Raw genomic sequence first — 13,993 nt, forward strand, 5'->3', positions numbered from 1 at the left:
TAATTATTTTTTAGGGAAAAAGATTGTAAGATCAAAGTCGATAATAAACAAGAAAATAAGCGTTAAAACCAACGCTATAACAACTATAGTTTTGTTCAGTTTGTAACCAGACTCTTTAAATTCGTCAAAAGCAGCATTAAACTTTCCCTTTAAACTTTTTCTTTTTCCAACAGTAGTTCTGTACTCATCAAATTTATGTTTTACTTGATAAGGATTACCATCTCCCTTATAATAACGAGGTTTGTAATCGAACTTTTTATTTTCTCTTTTGATAAATCCCATAAAATTGTTGCTTCTTTAATAGCTTAAGTGGAACAAAAATCACACCAAATAAGACGAATTCCAAAGTTACTGAATTATAGAGAGGTGGTCAAAAAATGTGTATAAATTAAAGTTAAAAAGCGTTTAGATTTTGGAATCTAAACGCTTTTTAATAATATTTAACTATAACAGAATTAATTAAAAACCTAATGATTTTGATGGACGTTCTTGATTTTTAATTGCTGCCATTTTAACTGCAGCTACTGCACATTCAATTCCTTTGTTACCTAGTTTACCGCCTGAACGATCAATAGATTGTTGTTTGGTGTTATCGGTCAATACACAGAAAATTATAGGAACATCGTACTTAATGTTTAAATCTACAATTCCTTGAGTAACTCCTTCACATACAAAATCGAAATGCTTGGTTTCACCTTGGATAACATTTCCAATGGCGATAATAGCATCTAATTTTTGTGTTTCGATCATTTTTTTACATCCGTACACTAATTCAAAACTACCAGGAACATCCCAAGAAACAATATTTTCCTCTGTAGCTCCACAATCTAATAAAGTTTCAATAGCACCTTTATGAAGGTTTTTAGTGATTTCAGGATTCCATTCTGAAACAACAATCCCAAATCGAAAAGACTTCGCATTTGGGATTGTTGCTTTATCGTAATAAGATAAATTTGTTGTTGCCATTATTGAGCGTATTTTGCACTGTTGATATACTTTTCAATATCTCTTCCTTGATCAGAATCAGCGTATTTTTCTTTAATGGTTGTGTATAATTTTTCAGCTTTACTGTATTCTTTTAAATCCATTGCAATTTGAGCTGCTTTGAATAAAAATAAAGGCGTAGTAAATTGATTATCTTTTTTATTAGCTGCCTGTTGATAATAGTCTAAAGCGTCTTCTGGCTGATTGATATCAGCAAAAGCATCACCAATAGCTCCTAAAGCAGTAGGCCCTAATAGCTCATCATCTGAACTAAAGCTGCTTAAATACTCTATAGCTTCTTCGTATTTTTTTATTTTTAGGTAAGAAATACCTGCATAATAGTTTGCTAAGTTTCCTGCTTTTGTGCCACTAAATTGATCAGCAATATCAATAAAACCATATTTTCCATTAACTCCTCCTATAAGAGCTAGGTTATAGATAGAATCAGCTTTGGCTCCAGCAAAAGTTGAAGCTTCATCAAATAAAGCTCTAGGGTATGCTAATTCGTTAGAAGCTTCTTGTTGTGTTGGCTCAGCAATAAACTTGTTATAAGCTAAGTACACTAAAATTAAAGCTGCAACAGCTACCAATCCGTAAAATAATGGCTTGCTATTTTTTTCAATCCATTCTTCTGATTTATTCGCCGTATCATCTAAAGTATTAAATACTTCAGCAGTAGTACTTTGAGATTCATCAAATGTTTCTTCTACTTCTTGTGTAACCTTTTCTTTCTTAGGTTTGTAACCTCTTTTCTTGTATGTAGCCATAATTGCTTAAAAAATTAGTGGCGACAAAAATAGTTTTTTTAATTGGATTTTAAAAGTCGTTTTTTCGTAAATTTTCGATAATTTGCGCTTTCTTTTAGTAACAGGGCTCATTCATGTATTTACAAAAACTTTCTTTGGTAAACTTTAAGAATATTGAATCTCAAACTTTTGATTTTCAAAAGAAAATTAACTGCTTTGTTGGGAATAATGGTATTGGAAAAACCAATGTGTTAGATGCAATTTATTACCTGTCATTTGCTAAAAGTTACTTCAATTCGATTGCAGGACAGAATATTCGACATGGTCAAGATTTTTTTATGGTAGAAGGAGATTATTTGTTAAACGATCGACAAGAAAAAATTATCTGTTCCTTAAAAAGAGGTCAGAAAAAAGTATTGAAACGCAATGGAAAAGCCTACGAGAAATTTTCTGAACATATAGGGCAGCTACCGTTGGTGATTATTTCTCCTGCGGATAGGGATTTAATTGTTGAAGGAAGCGAAACTCGTCGTAAATTTATTGACGGAGTAATTTCTCAACAAGATAAAAAGTATTTGCAAACTTTAATTTCGTATACTAAAACTGTGAGTCAGCGAAATGCATTGTTGAAGTATTTTGCTGCCAATAGAACATTTGATGCGTTAAATTTAAAAGTATACGATGAGCAGTTAATCGAGTATGGAACGGTTATTTATAACAAAAGAAAAGCTTTTTTAGAAGAGTTTGTGCCTATTTTTAACGATAAGCATAAAATTATTTCTGGAGCAAATGAAGAAGTAAATTTACGTTATAAAAGTCAGTTACACGATGTGTCTTTAGAAGTTTTGTTGCAACAAAACTTAGATAAAGATAAGATGCTACAGTATACATCGGTTGGAATTCATAAGGATGATTTAAATTTTGAGATAGAGGAACATCCTATTAAAAAATTTGGTTCACAAGGACAACAAAAGTCGTATTTAATAGCATTAAAATTAGCGCAGTTTGAATTTATTAAAAAGCAGTCTAATGTAACTCCTATTTTGTTATTGGATGATATTTTTGATAAGTTAGATGAAAATAGGGTTGCTCAAATCGTTGATTTAGTGAATAGTGATGAATTTGGACAAATTTTTATTACAGATACACATGCCGATCGAACAGAGGAAGTGATAAAAAAGAGTAATCAAGAGTATCAGATTTTTAAATTATAATCTTAATTGCAAGAAAACAAGGCAAAAAGTAAATCAAATGGCTAAAAGAGAAAACGATAGTTTTTCAATCAAAGATTTAATGGGAAGCTTTATTCAAGAAAATAATAAGTTGAAAAAAGGATTTCAAAAAATTCATATTGATGAAGCTTGGGAAAAATTGATGGGTGCAGGAGTAGCTTCTTATACTAGTGAAGTGAAATTACAAAACGGAACCTTGATTGTTCGTTTATCATCTTCAGTTTTACGAGAAGAATTGAGTTATGGAAAAGATAAAATTATCCGTATGATTAATGAGGAAATAGGAGAGGAGCTTGTTAAAAAACTGATGTTGGTTTAAAAGAAGTTTTTTGGCTTGTTTTAAAGATGACAAAATGACAGTTTTTTAGCGAGTGATAGTGTTTCGCTGAAAAAATAACAGTTGTGTGTTAAAGAAATTTAAAAGTTTAATTAAAGGAGTTTTGTAATTTTTATTTTGGTTCATTATTTGTAAAATAGATTATTGAAATCGCATAAGATTTCATTTTTGAAATAATGTTTAATTAAAATTTTGTAATTATGAGCAATTTAATTAATGTTCCTAAAAACGGAAGTTTAACAAGCACTAATTCAAATCTAAACTTCCCTAACTTATCTAGTTGGTTAGATGATATGTTTAATAGAGATTTACCAGCTGTACTTACATCAAACTTTAACAGAGGTATTACTTTACCTAAAGTAAACATTAAAGAAACAGCAGATAGTTATATTGTAGAAATGGCTGTTCCTGGTTTAAGTAAATCTGATTTTCATATAAATATTGATAATCAGGTATTATCTATTAGTACAGAAACAAATGAAACTAATGAAGAAAAACAAGAGAATTATATTCGTAGAGAGTTTGGGTATTCTTCGTTTAAAAGAACATTTACGCTACCAGAAAGCGTGAATGATGATAAGATTAATGCTAGCTACAAGGATGGTGTTTTAAACATCTTTTTACCTAAAAAAGATGAAGCGAAACAAAAACCAGCTAGAATAATTAAAATTTCATAATGATTTTTTATCCTTAATGGAGGTAAGGAGGCTGAATTATCAGCCTTCCTTATAAAAAATTTCCTATTAATTTAATATACAATCGCATGCCTAGAAAATTTAAATCAGGAGATTGGGTGAAATTAAAAGATAGTAATAAAACTCCTAAGATGGAAGTGCTCAAATACATCCTAAAGAAGGATGTCTTATTTGGGGTAAATAATAATGATACTTATTTAGAGTGTGTTTGGTATAAAGATGGCGAACGGAAATCAAAAATATTTCATCAAAACAATTTGGTGAAATTACCTGAAACAGGAGGTTTGTATAAGGTATAGAGATTTAATTCATTTTATCAATTTTACGAACTGTTTAATAAAAAATAAAAAAGATGAGAAAGTATATATTATGTATGGTCTTGGCTTTGTTAACTATTAGTTGTAATGGTCAAAAACATAAACAAAAAGAAGGTGTTGAGCGTATAGAAAAGCAACCTAAAGGAAGTTGGAAAGTTGATAAAGAGTTTGATGAAAATGGAAACTTGATAAGGTATGATAGTATTTATACCTGGTCACTTAATAACAATGAAACAAACCTTTCTTCTATTGACAGAGATAGTTTGTTAAAATCATTTAAATCTAAATTTTTCACAAACTTTTCAGAATTTCAAAAGCAAGGGTTTGAAGATGTCTTTTCTGAAGATTCTCTTTTTAGTAAACATTACTTTAGTAATGATTTTTTTAAAAGTAATTTTGGTAGAGAATTTATGGAAATAGATAAAATAATGAAACAAATGGAAGATAGGCAGAAGAAGTTCTTAGAAAAATATCAGTCTGAATTTATAAATCCTAAATAAGAAATTTAAATTAGATTTAAGGATGTGTTTTTATTTGGTAAAGGGAGAGTAGTTGGAGTAAGATTTACAAAAAAAAAACTCGCTACAAAACTGTAGCGAGCCTTTATAATATCTATAAATTCGGTAATCTAAATTAAAGATTAAAACATTTCTCTACCAGAAAAGTGGAAAGCTCCTTCGATAGCTGCGTTTTCATCAGAATCAGAACCGTGTACTGCATTTTCTCCAATAGAAGTAGCATATAACTGACGGATTGTTCCTTCAGCAGCTTCAGCTGGGTTTGTAGCACCAATTAAAGTTCTAAAGTCTTCAACTGCGTTGTCTTTTTCTAAGATAGCAGCGATGATTGGTCCGCGAGTCATAAACTCAACTAACTCACCAAAGAAAGGACGCTCGCTGTGTACTCCGTAAAAAGTCTCAGCATCACGCTTCGTCATTTGTGTTTTTTTCATAGCTACGATTCTGAAACCTGCAGCATTAATTTTTTCTAAAATTGCACCAGTATGTCCGTTTTCAACAGCATCTGGTTTAATCATTGTAAAAGTTCTATTTGTTGCCATTATTAAATGTAATAAATATCAGTATATGATAAATTTCTTAATTGTTGTTGATTATGCAAACTTTGCATAAATCGGCGCAAAAATACACTTTTTAATGTTATTAGCAAGTTAAGGGTATACTTGGTTGATTTCTTGTAAGATAGATTTGTTTTTACCACGCATTTGAAAGGTTACTTTTTTAGTTTTTAAATCTAAAAGCAACGTTCCATAGCTTAAAGAATTTACAACATTTCCTACTCTGAAGTTGTTTTCTTCTGAAGAAAATGAAGAATAAGCATGTGTTAACCCACTTGAAGTGAAATCTATAAGAGGATAAGCAAGTCCTTCAATAGTTGTTTTAGAAAACTCAGAAATATGTCTATCTCCAGAAAGAAGAATTACGTTGGTGTTTTTAGCTTTTTTAATTAAACTGAATAAATTAGCTACTTCATGAGGAAAGTTACCCCATTTTTCAAAACCATGTTCTTTTGATAAGATTTGAATACTGCTTACAATTATAGTAAAAGTAGCAGTAGAGTTTGTAAGTTCATTTGTAAGCCATTTCCATTGTGTATCGCCTAAAATAGTACCTTCGTTATATTTGTTAGGTTGAAAACGTTGTCCGTTAGTACCTCTAGTAAGTGAAGTTCTAAAATAGCGAGTATCTAAAACAATAACTTTAACATTTCCTTTGCTTGTTTTAAAAGTTTTAGAATGATAAACCCCTTGCTGTTTTCTTCTAGGAGAGTTTTTGGGAACATCTAAGAAATCTAAAAATAGTTGTTGACTTTCGTCTTTCATTTCAAATTCTACACCTGCATCATTTTTACCATAATCATGATCATCCCATGTAGCAAGAATTGGAACTTTGGTAGTTAGTTCTTTATATCCTTTAACCTTTTTTTGACTTTTATACATGCGTTTCATTTTACGCATGTTATTAGTATCTGCATAAATATTATCTCCACCCCAAATCCATACATCGGGTTGAAGTGATAGAATGTTTTCCCAAAAAGGATTGTTAAGTTTTTGGTTATTACAAGATCCAAAAGCAATGGAAAATGTATCTTGACTAAAAGATAGAAAAGGGATACTTAGCAAAAAGGTTAATAGGGTAATAAATTTAGTAGATTTCATTAAGTTTTAATTTTATAGCAAAGAAACAAAAAGCAATACATAAAAAGGTTAATATAGCATTAATTTGTATCTTCGCCACTTATGATTTTAAAGCATTTTACAGAATTAAAAGAGTTCTTATCTAAACCTAGGAATATTGTAATAATTGGGCATAGAAACCCAGATGGAGATGCAATTGGTTCAACATTAGGTTTAAAACATTATTTAGATAAAAAAGGACATACGGCACAAGTGTTAATGCCAAACGAATATCCTGATTTTTTGCATTGGGTTCCTGGGTCAAAAACTGTTAAGCGTTTTGATCGTCAAAACAACCAATCTGTCAAAGCTTTAGCGAAGTCTAACATTGTTTTCTTACTAGACTTTAATGCGTTACATAGAGTAGGAAGTGATATGCAAAACACTTTAGAGCAATACGAAAACGATTTTGCTTTAATAGATCACCATCAACAACCAGACGATTTCATGTATATGTATTCAGATACTTCCATGTCTTCAACTTGTCAAATGGTATACAACTTTATTGAAATGATGGGAGATGTAGAGTTAATAGATAAAAATATAGCAACTTGCTTATATACGGGTATTATGACCGATACAGGTTCTTTCCGTTTTAGATCTACAACAAGTACCACTCATAGAATTATAGCAAATTTAATAGATAAAGGAGCTGAAAATGATAAGATTCACAGTAATGTACACGATGCAAACTCTTACAATAGATTATTGTTGTTAGGGCAAGCACTTGGTAATATGAAAGTTTTACCAGAATATAAAACAGCATTTATAACACTTACTGAGGAAGAAAAGAGAAAATTTAATTACGAAAAAGGAGATACAGAAGGGGTAGTAAACTATGCATTATCTTTGAAAGGAATTGTATTTGCTGCCATTTTTATTGAAGATGAAGAACAAGGAATTGTGAAAATATCTTTTCGTTCAAAAGGAAAATTCTCTGTAAACCAGTTTGCACGTAATTATTTTAATGGAGGAGGACATGATAATGCAGCTGGAGGTAGAAGTGATGATAGCTTGGAAAATACGATAGCAAGATTTAAGTCGTTATTACCTACATACCAACAAGAGTTAGAAAAATCGTATGAAGCATAAAATAATACTTTTTGTTTTTACAGCTATACTTATAGTGTCTTGTAAAGAGCCGCAAGCAAGAAGACCAAAGCAACACGGTACAACAAATTTTTATAAAGAAGTTCTTAAAGAGAATAAGAAACTAAACGCTTTAGAAAAAAAACGTTTAGAAGAATGGGTGGCTAAAGATACTCTTAAAGAATATAAAACTTCACCTAACGGTTTTTGGTATACATATATTACTAAAGATACATTAAACTCAAGTTCTCCGAAGTTTGAAGATTTAGTTATGTTGTCTTACAATATAGTAAGTCTGAATGGAGATGTTCTTTATGAAACAAAGGAGAGAAGTTATAAAGTAGATAAAGAAGATTTTATTCCTGCATTACAAGATGGAATAAAGTTGATGAAAAAAGGAGAAACTATTACATTTGTCATTCCATCATACAGAGCTTTTGGAGTTACTGGAGATGGAAATAAAATAGCTGTAAATCAGCCAATACAAAGTACAGTAACATTAATCGATATAAAATCAAAAATAGAAGAATGAAATTAACCAACATTTTAGCAGCTACAGTTGTAGGTTTATCAATTGTTTCATGCAGTAACGGTCAGTTTAAACAAAAAAGTTCATTAGCAACAGAAGTAGACTCTGTAAGCTACGCTTTAGGCTTAGATATGGCTAATAAAATAAAAATGAATTTTGATGATATGGATCAGGATTTATTTGTGCAAGGTTTTAAAAATGGTATGGATTCTACAAACCTATTAGTAGAGTCAAAAGATATAAACAATATTTTAAGAGCATTTTTTCAAAAGAAGCAACAAGAAAAAATGAAACAAATGCAAGAAGAGCAAGCTAAAAAAGCAGAAGCTGAATTTGGAGATAACAAAAAAGCAGGAGAAGAGTTTTTAGCAACAAATAAAGCTAAAGAAGGAGTAAAAACTACAGAGAGTGGTTTACAGTATGTAGTTTTAAAAGAAGGAGAAGGCGAAGTTCCAACAGCAAACTCTAGAGTAAAAGTTCATTATCATGGAACTTTAATTGATGGAACTGTGTTTGATAGCTCAGTAGAAAGAGGTGAACCAACTGAATTTGGAGTAGGACAAGTAATTAAAGGATGGACAGAAGGTTTACAGTTAATGAAGCCAGGAGCAAAATATAAATTCTTTATTCCTCAAGAATTAGCCTATGGAGCGCAACAAAGAGGACAACATATTAAGCCTTTTTCAGCTTTAGTTTTTGAAGTAGAGTTATTAGAGATAAAATAAACAAAACTTAAATAGTTGATAATTAATTAGGTTAGCACTTGTTGTTAACCTAATTAATTGTTTATATGAGAAAATAAAAACGAAATAAATGAAATTATTTAAAATTGTATTTGTTGTATTGATAATGTTTGTATCATGTAAATCAGCGAAATACCCTAATTTAGAAAACGGGTTGTATGCAGATATCCAAACAAACAGAGGAGATATCTTAGTAAAGTTTTTTTATGATAAAGTTCCAATGACAGTAGCGAATTTTGTAGCCTTGAGTGAAGGAACACATCCTAAAATGATAGATTCGTTAAAAGGAACACCGTTTTATGATGGAACGAAGTTTCATAGGGTTATTAAAGATTTTATGATACAAGGAGGGGATAGAACAGGAACAGGTGCTGGTGATGCGGGTTATACATTTGCTGATGAATTCCCAATGGATGAACAAGGAAAGCTGTTGTATAAGCACGACGGGCCAGGGGTGTTGTCTATGGCAAACTACTCAAGACCAGTTACCAATTCCAGTCAATTTTTTATTACACACAAAGCAACACCTTGGTTAGATGGTGGACATTCGGTTTTTGGTCGTGTTTTGCAAGGTCAGTCAGTAGTAGATACCATTCAGAAAAATGACTATATAAAACAGATAGAAATTTTAAGAATAGGAGAAGAGGCGGCTAAGTTTGATGCTCCAGTAGTTTTTGAAAATGAATTAGCAAACGTTGAAAAGAAAGAAGAAGAGAGAAAGAAAAAGCTAGAAGAGTTAAAACAAAAGTATCAAGAAGAACAAGGAATTAATGATGCAATTACAACTGATTCTGGTTTGAAAATTTTGTCATTACAAAAAGGAAGTGGAAAAAAAGTAAATCCAGCATTACCAACAACAGCGCATTATACGCTGTATTTAGCAGATGGAAGAAAAATAGACTCTAGTTTAGATAAAGGAGAAGCTTTTGTTTTTACTGTAGATGACGAAAACTTTCCATTAATAACAGGTTGGAAAGAAGGAGTGAAAACAATGAGAGAAGGAGATAAAGTACGATTGTTTATACCTTCTTATTTAGGTTACGGTGATCGTAGAGTAGGGCCAATACCACCAAAGTCAGATTTAATTTTTGAAATAGAAGTATTAAAAGTAGGAAAGTAGTTTTGATAGAAAATATTATACAAAAAGATAAAGAACTTTTAATTTATCTTAACAATTTAGGAAGTGAGCAATGGGATGGTTTTTGGTTAACAATAACCAATCAATTTACTTGGACGCCTTTGTTTGCTTTTGTGCTGTTTTTAGTGTTTAAACAGTTTGGGTGGAAAAAAGGATTATTTACAGTGTTATTTATAGCGGTTATTGTTGCTTTTTCTGATCAATTTACAAACTTGATTAAAAATTCTACAGAAAGAATTAGACCATGTAATACTGAAGGCTTGAAAGAGTATTTGAGAGACTTTACATATAAGCCAAGAGGATATAGTTTCTGGTCTGGTCACGCTTCGTTATCTACTACAATAACAACTTTTATAATTCTATTGTTGAGAAAGCACATTAGGTTAATTTACTTAATGATTTTATTTCCTTTGATTTTCGGATATAGTAGGATATACCTAGGGGTACATTTTCCAGTAGACGTCGCTACAGGATATATTTCAGGTATAATTTTAGGAACATTATTTTATTTTGGATACTTAGCTCTTGAGAAGAGAGTTGGGTTAGGGAAAGAATAGTATTAAGATTATAAGAAACGTTACTGTTTCTAATTAATAAAAAAAGCTTACAAATTTGTAAGCTTTTTTTCTTTAATCCCCTAAAAAAAAATCCGAAGCTTTCGCTTCGGACTTGCGGAGAAAGAGGGATTCGAACCCCCGGTCCTGTTACAGACAACGGTTTTCAAGACCGCCGCATTCGACCACTCTGCCATTTCTCCTTAGTGCCTCATCAGATATATTCCCTGATTGCGGGTGCAAATATATGACCTTTTTTCAATTCTAAAAAAGTTTTTTGATACTTTTTTTAATAAAATTTAAGCTTTAAAAGTGTTGTGAAACGTAATGCTTTTGCTATCAATAAGTTTGGTGTGAAATAAAATTTAAAAAAATTTAAATAAAAAATAAACTGAATACATAATAGGATGAGGTAATGGATTAATCGATAATTATAAGAATGAAAATTATCGTTTTTAGTAAATAAATTCTACCTTCGTCTTATTAAATAGTAAGGTATGTTTAATTCATTCGGAAATATTTTAAAGTTAACTACATTTGGTGAATCTCATGGAATAGCGATTGGAGGTGTGATTGATGGATTCCCTGCAGGAGTAAAAGTTAATTTTGATGCTATTCAGCAAGAATTAGATCGTCGTAAGCCAGGGCAATCTAAAATAGTAACACAGCGTAAAGAACCAGATACAGTTGAGTTTTTGTCGGGTATTTTTGATGGAGTGACTACAGGAGCCTCAATAGGTTTTGCAATAAAGAATACAAATCAAAAAAGTAAAGATTATAACCATAATACAGATGTGTACCGTCCTTCACATGCCGATTACACGTATGATAAAAAATACGGAATTAGAGATCATAGAGGTGGTGGACGAACATCAGCAAGAGAAACAGCCAATTGGGTTGTGGCAGGAGCGCTAGCAAAGCAATTAATCAATCACATTAATATAAATGCATTTACATCATCAGTAGGAGACGTTTTTATGGTAAAGCCATATCAAGATTTAGACTTTTCTAAAATTGAAAGTAACATTGTCCGTTGTCCTGATGAAGTATCAGCAGAAAAGATGATTGCTAAAATTCATGAAATACGTAAAGCAGGTGATACTGTTGGAGGAACAATAACATGTGTAGCACAAAATGTACCTGTAGGTTTAGGAGAACCTATTTTTCATAAATTACATGCAGAGTTAGGAAAAGCCATGTTATCTATAAACGCTGTAAAAGGATTTGAGTTTGGAAGTGGTTTCTGTGGAGCAAAAATGCAAGGTTCTGAGCATAACGATATTTTTAATCCAGACGGAACAACACGAACTAACTTGTCAGGAGGAATTCAAGGAGGGATTTCTAACGGAATGGATATCTATTTTCGGGTAGCATTCAAACCTGTAGCGACAATAATGCAAAATCAAGCAACAACAAACTCAAAAGGAGAGGCTACTGAGATACACGGAAAAGGGAGACATGACCCTTGTGTAGTACCAAGAGCAGTACCTATTGTAGAGGCATTAACAGCTTTAGTACTTGCCGATTTTTGGTTAATGAATAAAACTAGAAGAATTTAAAATTAAAAACACCATTTTAAAAAAATGATGTTTTTTGTTTATAACAATTTTACCTATTGTTAAATAAATCATTTTATTTTAAAGTAACTTTACAAAGTCACTTCGGATGATTTCGGTGCTCTATCGAAATTGTATCGAGAAGTTTATACGAACCTGTTCTCGATAAAGTCATTCTAAAGACAATTTTATAATATTTTATTTAGATATGATTATGGACTATATTAAAGGGCGTGGTGCACAACACAACACGCACAATAAATTTATACAACATCAACACGAGGTGTTAGATGACTTTTTAAATTATTGCGAAGCTGAAAATGAATCAGCAGATAACAATAAAACAACCTATTTAGAAATTTATCCCAAAACAATTTTAAATAAAGTAAAAAGTCCAGACATTGGATTTTCATATTCAATGAACCCATACCAAGGCTGTGAGCATGGATGTATATATTGCTATGCACGTAACACGCATGAATATTGGGGGTATTCAGCAGGATTAGATTTTGAACGTAAAATACTGTATAAAACAAATGCACCAGAACTATTAGAGAAAAAACTGCGAAGTCGTAATTGGCAACCCCAAAATATTATGTTTTCAGGAAATACAGACTGTTACCAACCAATAGAAAAGAAGCTTGAAATCACACGAAAAATGCTACAAGTGCTGTTAAAGTTAAAGCATCCAGCAAGTATGATAACAAAAAATGCACTAATACTTCGTGATTTAGATATCTTAAAAAAAATGGCAGCTATGAATTTAGTGAGAGTGAATATATCAATCACATCGTTGTTAGAAGAAACAAGAAGAGTAGTAGAGCCAAGAACAGCAACAATCGAAAAAAGATTAGAAACAGTTAAGACGCTAGCGGAAAATAATATTCCAGTTAATGTTATGATGGCGCCAATTATACCTTCAATCAATAGTCATGAAATATTACCATTAGTAAAAAAAGTAAGTGAGTTAGGAGCAACATCAGTTGCATATACAATAGTACGTTTGAATGGAGCGATAGGGGAAATTTTTGCCAATTGGGTAAGAAAAACCTACCCAGATAGAGCAAACAAAATACTGCATCAAATAGAAGACACGCATAAAGGCTCGTTGAATGATTCACGTTATGGGGGTAGAATGAGAGGAGAAGGAAAAATAGCAGAGCAAATAAATACACAATTTAAGCTGGCAAGAAAACTGTATTTAAAAGATAAAACACTCCATCCGCTAGATTATACCAAATTTGATAAGTACCAAACGAATCAAACAACACTGTTCTAAATAATATTTTATAAAAGGCAATTACCTACATTATATATAACGTATTTCTAAAAAACACCTTTATTAATGTGGGCGTTCCATTTAAAGGTTATTTTCGCTTATGCTTAATAACACTAAATGTTGGGCTTTCCGCTATATCTTTTGTTCTTGAGGTGCTATCGCAAATCAAAAACAAAAGGATACCGCTTTAATCCCTAACGCGATTTGCTACCATATATATAGTATTTAAGTCACTATTAGTATTAAAGGGAATAGTTAAATCGGGTGTTTAGAGTAAAAGAGTAGGTATTGTTTTGATTGGTTAGAAAAACTTCAGGGTGTAACTAATTATCTTATAGTGTATTAATAAATATTTTAAAAAAAGGTTTAAAAATTGCTTGTTAAGTGGGAAAAGGTATCTATATTTGCACCCGCCAACGGAGAAGCGCTAAGTTTTAAAGTTAGCAAAAGTTCATTAAAATAGGGGTTTAAGGTATTTAAAGAAAAGGTTAAAAAATAGTTTAACAAATTCTTGTTTATTAGGAAATAAAGTGAGTATCTTTGCAGTCTGAATTTTAGGGAAGCAGTTCATTAAAATAGTGTAGCAAATCAAACGAAAAA

The 13,993-nt window shown here is 31.2% G+C and carries 17 protein-coding genes and 1 tRNA gene; 12 read left to right on the forward strand and 6 right to left on the reverse strand.

Annotated elements, in window-relative coordinates; genetic code table 11:
• Positions 1 to 3: 3 nt before the first annotated feature.
• The 3 genes from MHM83_RS15450 to MHM83_RS15460 all read right to left on the reverse strand — a co-directional run bounded on the left by MHM83_RS15450 (position 4) and on the right by MHM83_RS15460 (position 1,751).
• Entirely contained in the window at positions 4 to 282 is a 279-nt protein-coding gene (locus tag MHM83_RS15450) for a riboflavin synthase subunit beta (RefSeq protein WP_125343723.1), read from the reverse strand.
• Positions 283 to 459: 177 nt separating this feature from the next.
• Positions 460 to 966, reverse strand: coding sequence for a 6,7-dimethyl-8-ribityllumazine synthase (gene ribH / locus MHM83_RS15455; RefSeq protein ID WP_239180754.1), 507 nt, complete (start codon positions 964 to 966; stop codon positions 460 to 462).
• Positions 966 to 1,751: a tetratricopeptide repeat protein gene (locus tag MHM83_RS15460; RefSeq protein ID WP_047790450.1), complete on the reverse strand. Its 786-nt coding sequence runs from the start codon at positions 1,749 to 1,751 to the stop codon at positions 966 to 968. The genes ribH and MHM83_RS15460 overlap by 1 nt, the downstream gene beginning before the upstream one ends.
• Positions 1,752 to 1,864: 113 nt before the next feature.
• On the opposite strand from MHM83_RS15460, the gene recF reads away from it, so the two are divergent.
• The 5 genes from recF (at position 1,865) to MHM83_RS15485 (ending at position 4,811) form a co-directional block, all read left to right on the forward strand.
• Complete coding sequence (gene recF / locus MHM83_RS15465) at positions 1,865 to 2,944, forward strand: DNA replication/repair protein RecF (protein ID WP_239180756.1); 1,080 nt, start codon at positions 1,865 to 1,867, stop codon at positions 2,942 to 2,944.
• Between the two features lie 37 nt (positions 2,945 to 2,981).
• Complete coding sequence (locus MHM83_RS15470) at positions 2,982 to 3,281, forward strand: DUF721 domain-containing protein (protein ID WP_047790448.1); 300 nt, start codon at positions 2,982 to 2,984, stop codon at positions 3,279 to 3,281.
• A 218-nt stretch (positions 3,282 to 3,499) separates the two neighbouring features.
• The gene (locus tag MHM83_RS15475; protein ID WP_239180758.1) at positions 3,500 to 3,976 is read left to right on the forward strand and encodes an Hsp20/alpha crystallin family protein; all 477 of its coding nucleotides are present in this window, start codon (positions 3,500 to 3,502) and stop codon (positions 3,974 to 3,976) included.
• A gap of 86 nt (positions 3,977 to 4,062) precedes the next feature.
• The gene (locus MHM83_RS15480) at positions 4,063 to 4,293 is read left to right on the forward strand and encodes a hypothetical protein (protein WP_239180760.1); all 231 of its coding nucleotides are present in this window, start codon (positions 4,063 to 4,065) and stop codon (positions 4,291 to 4,293) included.
• Positions 4,294 to 4,346: 53 nt separating this feature from the next.
• The gene (locus MHM83_RS15485) at positions 4,347 to 4,811 is read left to right on the forward strand and encodes a hypothetical protein (protein WP_239180762.1); all 465 of its coding nucleotides are present in this window, start codon (positions 4,347 to 4,349) and stop codon (positions 4,809 to 4,811) included.
• A gap of 140 nt (positions 4,812 to 4,951) precedes the next feature.
• On the opposite strand, the gene MHM83_RS15490 is transcribed toward MHM83_RS15485, so the two are convergent.
• Positions 4,952 to 5,371 (reverse strand): nucleoside-diphosphate kinase, encoded by a 420-nt coding sequence (locus tag MHM83_RS15490; protein ID WP_028892988.1) that lies wholly within the window; start codon positions 5,369 to 5,371, stop codon positions 4,952 to 4,954.
• Positions 5,372 to 5,479: 108 nt separating this feature from the next.
• The gene (locus tag MHM83_RS15495; protein ID WP_239180763.1) at positions 5,480 to 6,487 is read right to left on the reverse strand and encodes an alkaline phosphatase D family protein; all 1,008 of its coding nucleotides are present in this window, start codon (positions 6,485 to 6,487) and stop codon (positions 5,480 to 5,482) included.
• A gap of 81 nt (positions 6,488 to 6,568) precedes the next feature.
• Here MHM83_RS15495 and MHM83_RS15500 point away from each other — a divergent pair, with 81 nt between their 5' ends.
• The 5 genes from MHM83_RS15500 to MHM83_RS15520 all read left to right on the forward strand — a co-directional run bounded on the left by MHM83_RS15500 (position 6,569) and on the right by MHM83_RS15520 (position 10,561).
• Positions 6,569 to 7,597 carry a DHH family phosphoesterase gene (locus tag MHM83_RS15500; protein ID WP_239180765.1) on the forward strand — a complete coding sequence of 343 codons (1,029 nt, stop codon included), beginning with the start codon at positions 6,569 to 6,571 and terminating at the stop codon, positions 7,595 to 7,597.
• Positions 7,587 to 8,126, forward strand: coding sequence for a gliding motility-associated peptidyl-prolyl isomerase GldI (gldI, locus tag MHM83_RS15505; protein ID WP_047790442.1), 540 nt, complete (start codon positions 7,587 to 7,589; stop codon positions 8,124 to 8,126). The genes MHM83_RS15500 and gldI overlap by 11 nt, the downstream gene beginning before the upstream one ends.
• Positions 8,123 to 8,848 carry an FKBP-type peptidyl-prolyl cis-trans isomerase gene (locus MHM83_RS15510; RefSeq protein WP_159494562.1) on the forward strand — a complete coding sequence of 242 codons (726 nt, stop codon included), beginning with the start codon at positions 8,123 to 8,125 and terminating at the stop codon, positions 8,846 to 8,848. The genes gldI and MHM83_RS15510 overlap by 4 nt, the downstream gene beginning before the upstream one ends.
• An 88-nt stretch (positions 8,849 to 8,936) precedes the next feature.
• Positions 8,937 to 9,986, forward strand: coding sequence for a peptidylprolyl isomerase (locus tag MHM83_RS15515; protein WP_239180767.1), 1,050 nt, complete (start codon positions 8,937 to 8,939; stop codon positions 9,984 to 9,986).
• A gap of 2 nt (positions 9,987 to 9,988) precedes the next feature.
• Positions 9,989 to 10,561 (forward strand): phosphatase PAP2 family protein, encoded by a 573-nt coding sequence (locus MHM83_RS15520; protein WP_239180769.1) that lies wholly within the window; start codon positions 9,989 to 9,991, stop codon positions 10,559 to 10,561.
• A 115-nt stretch (positions 10,562 to 10,676) separates the two neighbouring features.
• Here the strand turns inward: MHM83_RS15520 and MHM83_RS15525 are convergent.
• A tRNA-Ser gene (locus MHM83_RS15525) sits at positions 10,677 to 10,761 on the reverse strand.
• 294 nt (positions 10,762 to 11,055) lie between these two features.
• Here MHM83_RS15525 and aroC point away from each other — a divergent pair.
• On the forward strand, positions 11,056 to 12,117 hold the full coding sequence (gene aroC / locus MHM83_RS15530; RefSeq protein WP_047790439.1) for a chorismate synthase: 1,062 nt from the start codon (positions 11,056 to 11,058) through the stop codon (positions 12,115 to 12,117).
• Between the two features lie 211 nt (positions 12,118 to 12,328).
• Positions 12,329 to 13,393, forward strand: a complete 1,065-nt coding sequence (locus tag MHM83_RS15535; RefSeq protein ID WP_159616650.1) for a PA0069 family radical SAM protein — start codon at positions 12,329 to 12,331, stop codon at positions 13,391 to 13,393.
• Positions 13,394 to 13,993 lie beyond the last annotated feature (600 nt).

Source organism: Tenacibaculum sp. Mcav3-52, assembly GCF_022347665.1.
In the GTDB taxonomy this organism is placed as follows: Bacteria; Bacteroidota; Bacteroidia; order Flavobacteriales; family Flavobacteriaceae; genus Polaribacter; species Polaribacter mesophilus.

Bases quoted from the DNA above. Each gene is read 5' to 3' on its own strand.
- MHM83_RS15450 (WP_125343723.1), bottom strand. From the start codon at position 282: ATGGGATTTATCAAAAGAGAAAATAAAAAGTTCGATTACAAACCTCGT.
- ribH (WP_239180754.1), bottom strand. From the start codon at position 966: ATGGCAACAACAAATTTATCTTATTACGATAAAGCAACAATCCCAAAT.
- MHM83_RS15460 (WP_047790450.1), bottom strand. From the start codon at position 1,751: ATGGCTACATACAAGAAAAGAGGTTACAAACCTAAGAAAGAAAAGGTT.
- recF (WP_239180756.1), top strand. From the start codon at position 1,865: ATGTATTTACAAAAACTTTCTTTGGTAAACTTTAAGAATATTGAATCT.
- MHM83_RS15470 (WP_047790448.1), top strand. From the start codon at position 2,982: ATGGCTAAAAGAGAAAACGATAGTTTTTCAATCAAAGATTTAATGGGA.
- MHM83_RS15475 (WP_239180758.1), top strand. From the start codon at position 3,500: ATGAGCAATTTAATTAATGTTCCTAAAAACGGAAGTTTAACAAGCACT.
- MHM83_RS15480 (WP_239180760.1), top strand. From the start codon at position 4,063: ATGCCTAGAAAATTTAAATCAGGAGATTGGGTGAAATTAAAAGATAGT.
- MHM83_RS15485 (WP_239180762.1), top strand. From the start codon at position 4,347: ATGAGAAAGTATATATTATGTATGGTCTTGGCTTTGTTAACTATTAGT.
- MHM83_RS15490 (WP_028892988.1), bottom strand. From the start codon at position 5,371: ATGGCAACAAATAGAACTTTTACAATGATTAAACCAGATGCTGTTGAA.
- MHM83_RS15495 (WP_239180763.1), bottom strand. From the start codon at position 6,487: ATGAAATCTACTAAATTTATTACCCTATTAACCTTTTTGCTAAGTATC.
- MHM83_RS15500 (WP_239180765.1), top strand. From the start codon at position 6,569: ATGATTTTAAAGCATTTTACAGAATTAAAAGAGTTCTTATCTAAACCT.
- gldI (WP_047790442.1), top strand. From the start codon at position 7,587: ATGAAGCATAAAATAATACTTTTTGTTTTTACAGCTATACTTATAGTG.
- MHM83_RS15510 (WP_159494562.1), top strand. From the start codon at position 8,123: ATGAAATTAACCAACATTTTAGCAGCTACAGTTGTAGGTTTATCAATT.
- MHM83_RS15515 (WP_239180767.1), top strand. From the start codon at position 8,937: ATGAAATTATTTAAAATTGTATTTGTTGTATTGATAATGTTTGTATCA.
- aroC (WP_047790439.1), top strand. From the start codon at position 11,056: ATGTTTAATTCATTCGGAAATATTTTAAAGTTAACTACATTTGGTGAA.
- MHM83_RS15535 (WP_159616650.1), top strand. From the start codon at position 12,329: ATGGACTATATTAAAGGGCGTGGTGCACAACACAACACGCACAATAAA.